Annotated in this window: 14 protein-coding genes; 3 read left to right on the top strand and 11 right to left on the bottom strand. The window is 64.3% G+C overall.

Going from position 1 to position 13,250, the window contains the following annotated elements:
- Positions 1–37 precede the first annotated feature (37 nt).
- Positions 38–361 (top strand): 2Fe-2S iron-sulfur cluster-binding protein, encoded by a 324-nt coding sequence (locus tag ACYVKQ_RS11620; protein WP_460675502.1) that lies wholly within the window; start codon positions 38–40, stop codon positions 359–361.
- Positions 362–541: 180 nt separating this feature from the next.
- Here ACYVKQ_RS11620 and recO read toward each other — a convergent pair whose 3' ends face one another.
- From recO to ACYVKQ_RS11655, 7 genes are all read right to left on the bottom strand, one after another.
- Positions 542–1,267, bottom strand: coding sequence for a DNA repair protein RecO (gene recO, locus ACYVKQ_RS11625; protein WP_460675503.1), 726 nt, complete (start codon positions 1,265–1,267; stop codon positions 542–544).
- 95 nt (positions 1,268–1,362) lie between these two features.
- Entirely contained in the window at positions 1,363–3,702 is a 2,340-nt protein-coding gene (gene porZ / locus ACYVKQ_RS11630) for a type IX secretion system anionic LPS delivery protein PorZ (protein WP_460675504.1), read from the bottom strand.
- A 57-nt stretch (positions 3,703–3,759) separates the two neighbouring features.
- On the bottom strand, positions 3,760–4,389 hold the full coding sequence (locus ACYVKQ_RS11635) for a thymidine kinase (RefSeq protein ID WP_460675505.1): 630 nt from the start codon (positions 4,387–4,389) through the stop codon (positions 3,760–3,762).
- A 154-nt stretch (positions 4,390–4,543) separates the two neighbouring features.
- Complete coding sequence (locus ACYVKQ_RS11640; protein ID WP_460675506.1) at positions 4,544–4,978, bottom strand: FKBP-type peptidyl-prolyl cis-trans isomerase; 435 nt, start codon at positions 4,976–4,978, stop codon at positions 4,544–4,546.
- Positions 4,979–5,102: 124 nt separating this feature from the next.
- The gene (locus ACYVKQ_RS11645; protein ID WP_460675507.1) at positions 5,103–5,648 is read right to left on the bottom strand and encodes an FKBP-type peptidyl-prolyl cis-trans isomerase; all 546 of its coding nucleotides are present in this window, start codon (positions 5,646–5,648) and stop codon (positions 5,103–5,105) included.
- A gap of 94 nt (positions 5,649–5,742) precedes the next feature.
- The gene (locus ACYVKQ_RS11650) at positions 5,743–6,765 is read right to left on the bottom strand and encodes an FKBP-type peptidyl-prolyl cis-trans isomerase (RefSeq protein ID WP_460675508.1); all 1,023 of its coding nucleotides are present in this window, start codon (positions 6,763–6,765) and stop codon (positions 5,743–5,745) included.
- A gap of 119 nt (positions 6,766–6,884) precedes the next feature.
- Positions 6,885–7,913, bottom strand: coding sequence for a DHH family phosphoesterase (locus tag ACYVKQ_RS11655; protein ID WP_460675509.1), 1,029 nt, complete (start codon positions 7,911–7,913; stop codon positions 6,885–6,887).
- Positions 7,914–8,316: 403 nt separating this feature from the next.
- On the opposite strand from ACYVKQ_RS11655, the gene ACYVKQ_RS11660 reads away from it, so the two are divergent.
- Complete coding sequence (locus ACYVKQ_RS11660; RefSeq protein ID WP_460675510.1) at positions 8,317–8,736, top strand: nucleoside-diphosphate kinase; 420 nt, start codon at positions 8,317–8,319, stop codon at positions 8,734–8,736.
- A gap of 135 nt (positions 8,737–8,871) precedes the next feature.
- Here the strand turns inward: ACYVKQ_RS11660 and ACYVKQ_RS11665 are convergent, their stop codons facing one another.
- The 4 genes from ACYVKQ_RS11665 to ACYVKQ_RS11680 all read right to left on the bottom strand — a co-directional run bounded on the left by ACYVKQ_RS11665 (position 8,872) and on the right by ACYVKQ_RS11680 (position 12,735).
- Entirely contained in the window at positions 8,872–9,996 is a 1,125-nt protein-coding gene (locus ACYVKQ_RS11665; RefSeq protein ID WP_460675511.1) for an AAA family ATPase, read from the bottom strand.
- A gap of 103 nt (positions 9,997–10,099) precedes the next feature.
- A complete protein-coding gene (locus tag ACYVKQ_RS11670) occupies positions 10,100–11,389 on the bottom strand; it encodes a nucleoside permease (protein WP_460675512.1) in 1,290 nt (429 codons plus the stop codon).
- A gap of 163 nt (positions 11,390–11,552) precedes the next feature.
- Entirely contained in the window at positions 11,553–12,167 is a 615-nt protein-coding gene (locus ACYVKQ_RS11675; protein WP_460675513.1) for a superoxide dismutase, read from the bottom strand.
- Positions 12,168–12,315: 148 nt separating this feature from the next.
- A complete protein-coding gene (locus tag ACYVKQ_RS11680) occupies positions 12,316–12,735 on the bottom strand; it encodes a nucleoside deaminase (protein WP_460676074.1) in 420 nt (139 codons plus the stop codon).
- A gap of 109 nt (positions 12,736–12,844) precedes the next feature.
- Between ACYVKQ_RS11680 and ACYVKQ_RS11685 the strand changes: the two genes are divergently transcribed.
- Positions 12,845–13,183 carry a hypothetical protein gene (locus ACYVKQ_RS11685; protein WP_460675514.1) on the top strand — a complete coding sequence of 113 codons (339 nt, stop codon included), beginning with the start codon at positions 12,845–12,847 and terminating at the stop codon, positions 13,181–13,183.
- Positions 13,184–13,250: the final 67 nt, after the last annotated feature.

Genomic DNA, 13,250 nt, shown 5'->3' on the forward strand with positions numbered 1-13,250 from the left:
AAAAAAAGCCTGCTTCTAGCGGGCAAGTTAAACCAAAATGCCTACACTGACCGTGCAAAACCTGCCCGGCGGCTCTATCAACGTGCGGCCGGGCCAGACGTTGCTTGGGGCCCTGCACGCGGCCGGCCACGACTGGATGCACGCCTGCGGCGGCCGCGGCCGCTGCACCACCTGCCGCATCGAGCTGCTGCGCGGGGCCGAGCACCTGGCCCCGCCCACCGCGCACGAGCTGCGCTACCTCACCACCGGCCGGCTGGCCCCCACGGCCCGCCTCACCTGCCAGGCCCAAGTGCTTGAGGGCGAAGTCGTCGGGCGCGTGCCCGAAGCCACCAAGCTGCCGCACGTACAGTACACGCCGTAGGGAACGGCAGAACGCTGCCTGGCATTGTGTACAGGGCGAAAGAACCGCCGGAAGGCGTAGCCAAGCGTGTCTCTGCCAGCAACAGCAACTCACTCATTGCCAAGCAAAACGGCACCGCCCGAAATGTGCCTGCGGCAGTTTCGGGCGGTGCTTCCTGTTTGGAAAGCCGGTAACGACGAGCTACAGCTCCGCCAGCACCTCCGACAGCACGTCGAGGGAGCGGATGTCGCCGAGGCCTTCCACATGCAGCTGGTAGTAGCGCAGCAGGATGGTGAGCAGCTCGCGGCGCACGCGGCCGTTGGGCACCGAGGCCGGTGCGGTTTCGTCGGCGCGCAGCAGCTCGTCGAAGAAATGCTCGAACTCCTGGAAGCGCAGCACCGTGGGGCGCGTGGTGCCGGGCAGGCTGGCGTCGGTGGCAAAGGCGACCTGCTCGGTTATCTGCTGCCCGGATTCGGGCCCGAAGCCAAGGTAGTGCGAGAGGTGCAGCAAGAACACCAGCGCGAAGTTCTCGAAGCCTGCTTCCTGCTCGTCGAAAGCAATGATGGCCTGGTACAAAAACTCAAACAGCGCCGGGTTGGGCTCTTCCTCGCGCAGCGTGCGGCTCACCACTTCGGAGAGAAATAGCACGACGCTGCTCTTGCGCACATCGTAGGGCAGCGTGCGGAAGGGACGCGGGCAGCGGTACTCGGAAAGGCGCGTCAGCCCGCCGCGCGGCGAGACGTAGGCCACCATGTCGAGCAGGGTGAAGGGCTGAAACAGCGCGATGCGGCCGGGCGGCTTGGCCTTGCGCACCCCGTTGACGATGTAGGACTGCACCCCGCGCTCCTCGGTGTAAATGCGCGCGATGATGCTCGTTTCGCGGTATTTCAGGTAGTTCAGGACAATGCCCCGGGTCTTGATCAGCATGGAGTGAATTGTTGAATGGCCAAATGGCTAAATGGCTGGTCGTTCACGAATCGGTAGAACGACCAGCCATTTAGCCATTTGACAATTTAGCCGTTCTACTTAGTCAGTACCGCCACTTTCGAAATGCAGCCGTTCTGCCCGTCGGCGTCGGCGGTGAGCACCAGGTACACCCCGCTCTGCACGCGCCGGCCATTGTAGTCGGCCAGGTTCCAGACCACGGCCCCGCCGGTGGCGCGCGTCTGGTACACTAGCGTGCCGGTGACGTCCGTGATTTTTACTTCGGCGTTGTTGGCCAGGCCGGTAATGCCCACCTGCCCGCTGAAATCCTGGCGCACGGGGTTCGGAAACACCTTGGCGCAACTGGGCTTGCCTTCGGTCACCGTGGCCGAGCCGCGGTACGATACCAGACCTGCGTCGGTACCCACCCACACCTCGCCGGTGCGGTCGTCCACGGCCACGTCCACCACGCGGTTCGAGGGCAGCGGGCTGTTGTCGGTGGTGAAGTGCAGCAGGCCCTCGTCGGCGCCCTCGCTGAACAGCCACAGGCCGTTGTCGGTGCCGAACCACTTGCGGTTGGCCCCGTCGACGGCAATGCTGCGTACCACCTCCGAGAACAGCACGTCCATGCCCCGGCCCAGGCCGCGCGTCACGGAAGGGCGCCGGAAGCCCGGCGCATTTGGCGCAAAGGCGTCGGCGGGCGAGTCGTACACGGCGGCGCCGGCGCTGGTAGCTACCCAGATGGCGCCGCTGCGGTCCTTCGCAATGTCCCAGACGGTTCCGCTGGGCAGGCCGTCGGTTTCGGTGAAGGAGCGCAGCGCGTTGGTTTTCGGGTCGTAGGCCACCATGCCCGACATCACGCGGCGGGCCCGGCCTAGCCAGAGCTGGCCAAGGTCGTCGAAGGTGATGCGCTCCAGGTTCTCAGAGCCGGTGAAGCTCGGGATGCCTTGCCACTGGCCCGTGGCGGGCGTAAACCGGTAGACGCCGGAGCCCTGCGTGGGGTAGGAGCGGTTCACCACCCACACGTTGCCTTCGGGGTCGGTGGCCACGTCGGTCAGGCGGGTGTAGTTGAAGGAGCCGGGCAGGGCGCTGAGCAGGGGCGAGCCGGGCGAGCCTTCCACGAAATTGCGCCATTCGCCCGGGCCTTTCCATTCCAGCAGGCCGTAGCCGAAGCTGGCCGCGTACAGCGTGCCGTCGGGGGTGCGCGCGCCGCGGCTCAGGTCCTGGATGTTGGGGAAGCGGCCGGCGTCGGCGGGGTTGTAGCGCACGTTGCTCCAGCGGCCGTCGGCGTCGAATACCGAGAAGCCCTGCTCGTTGTTGCCCTGCACGTAGCCTTCGCTGTAGCCGCCCGGAAACACCGTCACGGTTTTGCTAGCCGGATCGGGGAGGATGTTGAACGCGTTGGCGGAGGCCGGACCGTTGGCCACGAAGCTGGTCACCTCCTGGCTGGCCAGGTTCACCTGCAGCAGCCCGTTCTGGTAGTCGGCTACGTACAGCGGGCCGCTGCTGGAGCGCACCGCGTCCAGGGCGGCTTCCATGCGGGCGTTGCGCACCTGCGTACGCGCGCGATTGGTGCGCGTGTCCAGGGCCGTCACGCGGTTGGCTTCCGTCACCAGCAGGCCGGCGGCCGAGGAGCGTAAGGAGCGGCACTCCCGCGCTGCCGTGGCCCAGGTGAAGCCCAAGCTGACCCAATTTGCGCCCACGGCCCGGTACAGGTTGTCCTGGTTGACGCCGGCGTACACCTTGTTCTGGTGCGTCACGAGCGTTCGGTACGGGTCGCCGGGGCGGGCGCCGAAACCGGGCGTGCTGCGCCAGTTGTTGAAGTCGAGCAGGTTGGTGCGGAGGCTGCCGCGCAGCAGGCCCGCGCTGGTGGCCGCGTAGAGGCTGTCGCCGAGCACGGTGGTGGCGTACACCTGCGGCACGACGCCGCCGGGCCCGAAGCTGGCGTAGGTGTCCCGGATTTCGCGGCGCTGCAGGTCGAGCACCACGATGCCGAAGTTGGTGCTCAGAAAAGCCAGCCGGCGCGCCACGTTCACCTTGTAGATGATTTTGGCGCCCGCCATGGCCTTACGCTTGATGTCCGAGAGCGAGGCCACCACCCGGCCCGCCGGGTTCAGGATATCCACCTGGCCGCTGCGGTAGGCCACCACCACCTGCTGGGTGAGCGAGTCGTACGCCAGCTCCCGCACGCCCACGTCCGAGAGGCCGTCGCGGCGCGAGAGGCGTTGTACGCTCGCGCTTTGCTTGTCGAAGACGAAAAAGGCATCTTCGGCCGCCGCAAACACCCGCTCGCCGGCGTCGGCCAGCACCCGGGCGCGGTTGGTGGGCAGGTGCAGCTGCCAGTCGCCGTAGCCGGCGGTGCGCTGGGCCCGGGCCGACGGGATGATGGCCGCCAGGGCCAGGCCGGAAAGCAACGCGGTGCGTAGCGCTTGTTTCATACGAACGAAAACGAATTCACAAGGTAAGAGTGCGCTGATAACGCGCCGCGGGAGCAATTAGTGCTTGGCGGCCTGGGGCAGGGCCACGTCGTGGATAGCCTTTTCCTGCTGGCCTTCGAGGAAGCAGTGGCGGCAGCGGGCCTCGTACGAGTCGGTCTCGCCCAGCAGCACCTGCTCGGCCGAGGCGGCCTTGCGGAAGGAGTACGTGGCAATGTCGCCGCAGCACACGCACACGGCGTGCACCTTGGTCACGTACTCGGCCACGGCCAGCAGCTGCGGCATCGGGCCAAAGGGCTGGCCCAGGTAATCCATGTCGAGCCCGGCCACGATGACGCGCACGCCGTGGTTGGCCAGTTGGTTGCACACCTCCACCAGGGAGGCGTCGAAGAACTGGGCTTCGTCGATGCCCACCACGTCGCAGCTGCTGGCGGGCAGCAGCATTTCCTGGGGAAAGGCAATGGGCGTGGAGCGGATGCTGGTGGCGTTGTGCGACACCACATCCTCGGCGTGGTAGCGCGTATCGAGCGCCGGCTTGAAGATTTCGACCCGCTGGCGGGCAATTTTGGCCCGGTTCAGGCGCCGGATCAGCTCCTCGGTTTTGCCCGAGAACATCGAGCCGACCACCACCTCAATCCAGCCCCGGCGGGGCAACTCGCGGCCATTGCCGACACGGGGTTCAATAAACATGCGCAGGCGAAAAAGCGGGCAGATAAGAAATCCGAAGTTACGCCGCCGGGGGCGGTTTTTTCAAGCCGGTGCCTCAGTCCTAGCCCCGGAAGGCAGCGTTACCCCGAAAGAAAACCGGCCGAAGCCGCTGATTATTAACGCTTCGGCCGGCCGATCAATTCACCTTCACCATTTCCAATTCGAAGACCAGGTCCGTGTCGGGCGGAATGCGGTACTTAGTGTCGTCCATGGGGTCAGTCACGCCCTTGGCGCCGTAGGCCAGCTGCGCCGGCACCCGCGCCCACACCCGGGCGCCCTGCGCCAGCAGCGGTAGCAGCTCCTCCCAGCCCGGAATGACCTCGCCGCGGCCCAGGCGCACGCGCAGGGGACGCCCATCGGTGGCGGAGGAATCGAAGAACTTGCCGTTGGGCAAAAAACCGGTGTAGTGCACGCGCACGGCGCCCTTGGGCCCGGCCACGGGCCCCTGCCCCGGCGCGCGCAGCACGTAGCGCACGCCGCCGGCAGTGCGCAGCGTATCGGCTGCAACGGACAAGGTGCCCTCGGACGGCGGGCCGCCCAGCAGGGCAACGAAAAGAAGGGTAGCGAACATAGCAAGGCGAAAATAAACGGGCTGGCCGGGCCCCAAGACCCGCATGGCGGCCCACAAAAAAACGCGGGCCTTGCGCAAGGCCCGCGTTGGCAATATCCGAAGGCCCGTGCGGAGCCTGGGGACGCTAGGGCAGCACTTCCAGCAGCTCGATATCGAAGATGAGCGGCGTGAAGCCCGGAATGCGGCCGTCCTGGGTGCCGGTGTAGCCGTAGCCCAGGTGCGAGGGTACCAGAATGGTCACCTTGTCGCCTTTGTGCATGGTCTTAAGCACCTCGTTCCAGCCCTCGATAACGCCACCCACCACGAAGACGGCGCTGCCCCGGGGCGAACCGTTGTCGATGGACGCATCAAAGCGCAGGCCCGTGCTCAGGAAGCGGCCGATGTAGCGCGCCTCCACCTGGTTGCCGGCTACGGGCATGGGGCCGGTGCCGGGCGTATTCAGGCGGATGATGTACAGGCCCGATTCCTTCTGCTCAAAGTTCGTGATGTTGTTGGTTTGCAGGTAGGCCTTGATGGCGGCATCATCCTTTACCTTTTGCTCGGCGATGAGCTTTTCCAGCTGCTTGCGGGAGTCGGTAGAGTCGTCATTGCAGGCGCCGAGCAGCAAAAACAGCGGCAGCAGAGCCCACAGCAAAGGGCGAAAACGGGCGAAGGCAGGAGCAGTACGCATAGAGAAGAAGAAAAAAAGCGGCGGGCGGCCGACTACTGGAAGAGCCGGCCGCCCGCCGGCGGGTTGCATCAGAACCGAAGGTAAAGATACGGGTTTAGCGGCCTTGGGGCGCACCCTGCGGCATGCCGCCCGGCATCATGCCTGCGGGCGGTGCGGGGGGAGCCGGCTTGATGTCGACCAGCTCCACGTCGAAGCGCAGCACAGCATCGGGCTTGATGTCGGCGCCGGCACCGCGCTGGCCGTAGGCCATGCCCGAGGGAATCAGGAAGATGGCCTTGGTGCCTTTGCTGAGCAGGCTGATGCCTTCGTCCCAGCCGGGAATCACGGCGCCTACGCCCAGCGGGAATTCAATCGGCTTGCCGCCGTTGCCCTTGGCCGAGGAGTCGAACTCCTTGCCGTCGAGGGTGGTGCCGCGGTACTGCACGGCCACGCTCTCGCCCTGCTTGGGCTTGGGGCCGGTGCCGGGCTGCGTCACCACGTAGTAGAGGCCGGTGGGCGTTTTTTGCGCTTTCAGGTTGTTCTTCTGCACGTACTCCTGAATGATTTTATCGTCCAGGGGCTTTTGCGCGTCCTCGTGCTGCTTCATTTTGGCCATGGCAGCCTGCTGGTCGGCCTGCTGGGCGGCCTGGGCTTCGGCCTGGCTCTGGATGGCGGCTACCTTCACGAACAGCGTCATCGTGTTGCCGTGCTTCTTGATCTGCGGCGGGGCCGGCTGGCCGGTGGTCTTGATGGAGAGCGTATCGGCGTTGAAGCGGAACACGCCCGAGTCGCCGGGCTGGAGCAGCGAAATAGCCTCTTCCAGGCCGCCCTTGCGGGTCACGGCCTGCAGCGGCACGCGTACGGGGTAGCCCATCTGCTGCTTGCGCGACTGGAACAGCACCGAATCCTTGGCCGTGCGGTACTCCACGTGCAGGGCGATGATCTGGCCTTCGTACTTCTTGTAGTCGGTGGCGGCCGTTTCGGGCTTGACGTCGCGCGCCTTGCCTTCCTTGTTAAATACTTTGTATTCGATGCCCGACTTGGTCTTGGCAAAGTTGGCGTTGGCCTGGTTGCAGGCGTTCAGACCGACGGCACTGGCCACCAAGGCCGGCCACAGAAGAAGGGAATTGCGGAGCATGAAAGAGAAAAAGAGAGAAAATGCAGGGCAAGATAACGGAGAGCGGCAGGAGTGAGACAACCCCAGGTGGGCGGAGCTAACCGACGAGGCGGCCCCAAGCCGCGGAGCGCCGGGCGGCGTCAGACGGTGAGCGGGGCCGTCACCAGTTGGGCCTGGTAGTCGGGCAGCAGGCTCAGGAACTTCTGCACGGTGGGCTCCAGCGACTCGTAGCTAATGCCGCCGGCCGCGTTGTGGTGGCCGCCGCCGTTGAAGTGCCGGCGCGAAAACTCGCTCACCGAGAAGTCGCCCACCGAGCGGAACGAGATTTTGACGGATTGCACGCGGTCGATCAGGATGGCGGCAAACACGATGCCCTCGATGCTGAGGGCAAAGTTCACGAGGCCTTCGGTGTCGCCGGTTTTGGAGTGGTACTGCTTCAGCTCGTCGGCCGTAATGGCGATGTAGGCCGTGTTGTACTCGCGCAGCACCGTCAGCTTGTCCTTGAGCACGAAGCCCAGGAAGCGCAACCGCTCCTCGGAGTGCGAGTCGTAGATGCGCCGGTGCACCGCCGAGAGGTTGATGCCCGCGTCGAGCAGCTCGGCAATGATCATGTGCACGTTGCGCGAGGTGCTGGGGTGGCGGAAGGAGCCCGTGTCCGTCATGATGCCCGCGTAGAGGCACTCGCCGATTTCCGGGGTAATCAGCGCCTGGTCGCCCAGGTCGCGGATGATTTCAAACACCAGCTCGGCCGTGGCCGCCGCCGAGGGAAAGGAAAAGGCCAGGTCGGCGAAGGGCTCCGGTTGCTCGTGGTGGTCGATGAGCACCTTGGTGGCCGGGGAGCGGCGCACGTACTCGCCCAACTCGTGAATGCGGCTCAGGGCCGAAAAATCCAGGCAGAAGAGCACATCGGCCTGTTGAATGATTTCCTGCACGCGCCGGTCGTTGCGGCCGGGCTCGTGCACCACTACCGTGTCGTTGCCGGGCATCCAGCTCAGGAAGTCGGGGTAGTCGGATGGAGTGACCACCGTCACGTGGTGGCCCTTTTTGCGCAGGTAGCCCGCCAGACCCAGCGACGAGCCGAGGGCGTCGGCGTCGGGTTTGTGGTGGGTGGTAATGAAAATGCGCCGAGGCTCCCGCAGAAGCTCTTTCAGCGCCGTGACGTCGTGCATTGCCGGCTGATAGGTGACTGACTTTGCGGCCCTTACAGGGCTTGCAAGGGGGCGAATTTCGGGAACAATTCCCAAACTTGTTCTCGGCCCCAACATTGAGCGGGGGCTTTTCGGTTCGAAGGTAGTCGATTCAGGAATCGGACCTGCGCCAGGTGGCCTTCCGGAAAGCGCATCTGCTTGCCCGGCAAAGCCGGTTCGGCGCCGGGCTGCGGCCCCGAGGAGCGGCATTTGCCCGGATCGACGGCGGGTCGGGTCGGGACCAGCCGTCCGGCCCACCCGCTCACGCGCCGGCTTTTTCCACTCCGAATCACGCATAAACTCCTACTTTTGCGCCCGCAAAAAGAAATTCTTCGCCGCCGTTTGGCCCCGCTGGCCAAGGGCGCTAACTACACCCCGCAAAGACATGGCAACGAACCGCACGTTCACGATGATTAAGCCCGACGCCACCCAGGAAAACCACATCGGTGGCATCCTGAGCATGATCGAGGCTGGTGGCTTCCGCATCGTCGCGCTGAAGAAAACCCTGCTGACGGCCGAGCGCGCCGGCGAATTCTACGCCGTGCACAAGGAGCGCCCCTTCTACGGCGACCTGGTGAAATACATGTCGTCGGGCCCGATCGTGGCGGCCATCCTGGAGAAGGACAACGCCGTGGCGGATTTCCGCACGCTGATCGGTGCTACCAACCCGGCCCAGGCCGAGGAAGGCACCATCCGCAAGAAGTACGCGAAGAGCATCGAAGCCAACGCCGTGCACGGCTCGGACTCCGATGAAAACGCTCAGATCGAAGGCAATTTCTTTTTCGGCCCGGACGAGCAGTTCTAGCCCGAAGCGGTCAATAGCCAAAAAGCAGGCTGCTGAATCCCCCGGATTATTTAAAAAGCCGCTCTGCATGCTGCAGAGCGGCTTTTGTTTATGCTGATTTTATACCTGATGTATACTGATTTTATACCGACGAGCTTAGCTGTGGGCGCCGAAACCGATCCGTTTGCCGGTTCCACCTACTTCAAACGCCAACTCCTCTCGGTTGTAGATGTCGGCCAAAGAGGTTGGTTCGGTCAGCGGGCTTGCTTGGCCGAGGCTGCCGGCTAAGGCTTGGGCTTTGGCCACGGCGAGCGGCTGAAACTGGTAGGCCGCAATCAAGCGCCCCTTGCGCAGCAGCGCGCTGTCGATGCGCGAGAGGTCCGTGTTGAAGGTACACACAATCTGGATGTGGAAGCAATCGGCCAGCAGCCCATCGGATAGATTCAGCAGGTTGCTGACGGCGCTGGGGCCACCGTGGCCGCCGTCGCGCTTAAGCAGCAGCGCTTCCGCGTCCTCAATGATGAGGATGGAGTTGGTGTTGTCGTGGAGCAGGTTGATAAACTCCGGATCGGCGATGCGGGCCGCCAGGTTGGGCGGGATAAACAGCTTGGGCTTGTCGGTGAGGCCGCAGAGGTGGCGGATGTAGCTGGTTTTGCCCGTGCCGGGCGGGCCGTGCAGGATGACGATGCCCTTGTCCTGGGTCTGCTGCAGGCGGCGCACGATGGTGTCGTGCACGGGCAGCAGGTCGTCGTTGTAATGCGTGGCCAGGTTCAGCGTCGGAACCTTGATGGTGAGCGGGGTGAATTCCAGGTCGCTGCTGGCGAGGCGCAGCACGTGGAGGCGCTGCCGCTCCTGGGTGCCGGTTTCGAGGTGGGTGGTCAGCAACTCGCGCACCTGCGCCAGGGCCGTGGCGTCGGTCTGAGCGGAGTAGTACACGTTGGCACCCCGGTCACCGTAGGGGCCGCGGTCCTGAAACACCAGCAGCAGGTGCGGGGCCAGCAACAGGGCCAGCACGTTGATTTCGGGCTCCTGGTCGGGCTTTTCGATGTACACCGCGTGGGCCACCGTGGCGGCTTCCAGGTCGTAGCGTTCGGCCAGGGCGGTGAGCACCTGCTGGCGGGCCTCGGCGCCCGAGAGCTGAATCATCAGCTTGCGCGGCTGCCGGCCAAATGTCTGGAAAAACCAGGCCACCGGCACGAAGTAGTGCATCAGATCAAAGGTGGCCGCCACGGGAGGAGCGGGCGGCACGGCCAGGGCAGCAGCGGGTAGAGCGTCGGGCATAGACGATAAAGTAAGCCAGAAAAAACGGTCGCGCCGCCGGCCCTCGCTTTTTTGGCGGGACCGGCGGCGCGGTGCGGTGCGGAAGCGGCCAAGGGCCGTGCTGCTAGGCTTGTTCCACGCTGAGCAGCGGCTCGGCCGGCGCGTCTTCGCGCGCGGCCTGCGGGTCGTGCTTGTGCTTGAAGAGCACCACGAACAGCACGGCAATAACCAGCGCGTAGCCCGCGAAGGCCAGCCAGATGCCCTGCCAGTCCTTGCTCTGGTCGGCCAGGGTGAAGTACCGCTCGATGACGATACCGCTGACCAGGCTGCCGAGCACCGCGCCGAAGCCGTTGGTCATCATCATGAACAGGCCCTGGGCCGAGGCGCGGATGGACGGGGCCGTCTGCGTCTCCACGAACAGGGAGCCGGAGATGTTGAAGAAGTCGAAGGCCATGCCGTACACGATGCACGAGAGGATGATCAGCCAGATGCCGGGGCTGTCGGGCGTGCCGTAGGCCAGCAGGCCGAAGCGCAGCACCCAGGCAATCATGCTGAACAGCATCACCTGCTTGATGCCGAAGCGGCGCAGGAAAAAGGGAATGGCGAGGATGAACAGCGTTTCGGAAATCTGCGAGATGGACATGATGATGGCCGGGTACTTCACCGCGAACGTGTCTTGGTAAGCCGGCACCTTGTCAAAATCGTGGAGGAAGGTGTCGCCGTAGGCGTTGGTGAGCTGCAAGGCCGCACCCAGCAGCATGGCGAACAGGAAGAACGTGAGCATCTTCGTGTCGCGCAGCAGGGCGAAGGACTTCAGGCCCAGCACGTCGACCAGGGAGCGGCTCGGCGTATCCTTGGAGGGCGGCGGGCACTTGGGCAGGGTAAAGGAGTACACGCCCAGCAGCAGGGCCGCGCCGGCGGCGACGTAGAATTGGTTGGCCGACTTCTCGAAGCCCAGCAGGCTCACCGTCCACATGGCCACCACGAAGCCCACGGTGCCCCACACGCGGATGGGCGGGTAGTCCTTCACCACGTCGAGGCCCTCGCGCTTGAGCACCGAGTACGATACGGCAATGCTCAGCGCCAGCGTGGGCATGTAAAAAATCATGTTCAGCAGAATCACCCAGAAGAACATGCCTGGGTCATTGACCAAGGGAATGGTCACCAGCACCAGGCCGCCCAGGATGTGCAGCACGCCGTAGAGCTTCTCGGCATTCACCCATTTATCGGCCACGATGCCCATGAGCGAGGGCATGAAAATGGACGCAATGCCCATGGTGGAGAAGATGGCCCCGAACTGGGCCCCCGACCACTCCTTGGTTTGAAACCAGTACGCCCCGATGGTTATCAGCCACGAGCCCCAGATGAAAAACTGGAGAAAGCTCAGGATGGTGAGGCGAAGCTTAGTACTCATGCGGGTGTTGTTGGGAGGGGAATGGGAATGATTAAGCCCATAAAGATACAAGTTTTCCGCAGTGGCAAACGTCGGCCCCGTGCCGCCTCCGGGGCCAACAAAAAGCCCCGCACGGTGCCGTACGGGGCTTTTACTGAAGCTAGAAGGGGATAATAGCGGGGGCCTAGGCCTGCGCGGCCTCCTGGTAGCGGCGGTTCACCTCGTCCCAGTTAATCACGTTGTAGAACGCCTGAATGTAGTCGGGGCGGCGGTTCTGGTAGTTCAGGTAGTAGGCGTGCTCCCACACGTCGAGGCCGAGCACCGGGATGCCCTTGCAGCCCGCGTCGGGCATCAGCGGGTTGTCCTGGTTGGGGGTGGAGCAGATCTGCAGGTTGCCGTCGGACATGCGGCAGAGCCAGGCCCAGCCGGAGCCGAAGCGGGTGGTGGCGGCCTTGGTGAATTCCTCCTTGAACTTGTCGTAGCCGCCGAAGGTCTTCTGGATGGCTTCGGCGATGGGGCCGGTGGGCTCACCGCCGCCGTTGGGGCCCATGATGGTCCAGAACAGCGAGTGGTTCCAGTGGCCGCCGCCGTTGTTACGCACCGCGGCCGGGGCCTTGGCGATGTTGTGCATGATGGCCTCCAACGACTGATTTTCCATGTCCGTGCCGGCAATGGCGTTGTTCAGGTTGGTGACGTAAGCCTGGTGATGCTTGGTGTGGTGGATTTCCATCGTCTTGGCGTCGATGTGGGGTTCCAGGGCATCGTAAGCGTAGGGCAGCTGGGGCAGTTCGAAGGCCATAGCGGTTTGGGTAAGGAGGGTGATTGGATGGAAGGAAAGACCGGCGGGCCACCGGTACCGGCCCGCGGCGGGGTAAGGGGTGTTAGCAAAGCTAACCGCCGAGGCGGGCCGCGGGTTACAAAAAATCCGGCGCGGCGGCCAAAAGTAGCTATTTCCGGCGCTCGGCAAAGAAGCGCTGCAGCAGGGCCGCGCACTCCGTGGCCAGCACGCCCGTCAGCACCTGGCAGCGCGGGTGCAGCAGCTGTCCGTGGCGCGAATAACCCACTTTAGGCTCGGGCGCGCCGTACACCACCCGTGGCACCTGCGCCCAGGCCGCGGCCCCGGCGCACATCACGCAGGGCTCCACGGTCACGTACAGCGTGCAGTCGTGCAGATACTTGTTGCCGAGGAAGTTGGCGGCCGCCGTCAGGGCCAGCATTTCGGCGTGGGCCGTCACGTCGCGCAGTTGCTCGGTCTGGTTGTGGCCGCGCCCGATAACCTGGCCGGTGCCGTTGAAGGCCACCACCGCCCCGATGGGAATTTCGCCGGCCGCGTAGGCCAGCTCGGCTTCGCGCAGGGCCTGGCGCATGAGGCGTTCATCGTAGGCTAAGGAGGAAGTTGACGGTTTCACGGAAAGCAGCTGCAGTGGCGCGGCAAAGATAGCCGACCTAGTAGGGGAAGGGGCAACCAGCCAGCCCTTGCCCGATAAAGCCTATTTTCGCCGCATGGAGCAGCCCAAAACCGGCACGGGATACGATTGGAACGGCAAAGCCGGTGGCATTGCCACAGGCATGGTTGTCAACGCGCTGCTGTTCTTGCTGATAGACCGGCCTGGCGTCGACGTCCAGTGGCTGTGGGCATTTCCCGCCGCCAACGCCTTGATCATCGTGGTGCAGTTGGTGCGCGGCCAGCGCCGGTTCGCCGGGGGCGTGCTCCAAGGCATCGTGCTGTTGTTGGTCTTGGCAGTGGTGGGGTATGTGCTGGTCGGACTATACTCATTTGCCAGTTTGTTTTTCGGTGGCAAAATCGGCGGGTAGGAACCCCGCAACAACACAAAAGCCCCGCATCGACCGATGCGGGGCTTTTTCATGACCGATGGATTGT

This window comes from Hymenobacter coalescens, assembly GCF_054783195.1.

Excerpts from the sequence above, each read along its gene's own strand:
- ACYVKQ_RS11620 (WP_460675502.1), top strand. The coding sequence starts at position 38 with ATGCCTACACTGACCGTGCAAAACCTGCCCGGCGGCTCTATCAACGTG.
- recO (WP_460675503.1), bottom strand. The coding sequence starts at position 1,267 with ATGCTGATCAAGACCCGGGGCATTGTCCTGAACTACCTGAAATACCGC.
- porZ (WP_460675504.1), bottom strand. The coding sequence starts at position 3,702 with ATGAAACAAGCGCTACGCACCGCGTTGCTTTCCGGCCTGGCCCTGGCG.
- ACYVKQ_RS11635 (WP_460675505.1), bottom strand. The coding sequence starts at position 4,389 with ATGTTTATTGAACCCCGTGTCGGCAATGGCCGCGAGTTGCCCCGCCGG.
- ACYVKQ_RS11640 (WP_460675506.1), bottom strand. The coding sequence starts at position 4,978 with ATGTTCGCTACCCTTCTTTTCGTTGCCCTGCTGGGCGGCCCGCCGTCC.
- ACYVKQ_RS11645 (WP_460675507.1), bottom strand. The coding sequence starts at position 5,648 with ATGCGTACTGCTCCTGCCTTCGCCCGTTTTCGCCCTTTGCTGTGGGCT.
- ACYVKQ_RS11650 (WP_460675508.1), bottom strand. The coding sequence starts at position 6,765 with ATGCTCCGCAATTCCCTTCTTCTGTGGCCGGCCTTGGTGGCCAGTGCC.
- ACYVKQ_RS11655 (WP_460675509.1), bottom strand. The coding sequence starts at position 7,913 with ATGCACGACGTCACGGCGCTGAAAGAGCTTCTGCGGGAGCCTCGGCGC.
- ACYVKQ_RS11660 (WP_460675510.1), top strand. The coding sequence starts at position 8,317 with ATGGCAACGAACCGCACGTTCACGATGATTAAGCCCGACGCCACCCAG.
- ACYVKQ_RS11665 (WP_460675511.1), bottom strand. The coding sequence starts at position 9,996 with ATGCCCGACGCTCTACCCGCTGCTGCCCTGGCCGTGCCGCCCGCTCCT.
- ACYVKQ_RS11670 (WP_460675512.1), bottom strand. The coding sequence starts at position 11,389 with ATGAGTACTAAGCTTCGCCTCACCATCCTGAGCTTTCTCCAGTTTTTC.
- ACYVKQ_RS11675 (WP_460675513.1), bottom strand. The coding sequence starts at position 12,167 with ATGGCCTTCGAACTGCCCCAGCTGCCCTACGCTTACGATGCCCTGGAA.
- ACYVKQ_RS11680 (WP_460676074.1), bottom strand. The coding sequence starts at position 12,735 with ATGCGCCAGGCCCTGCGCGAAGCCGAGCTGGCCTACGCGGCCGGCGAA.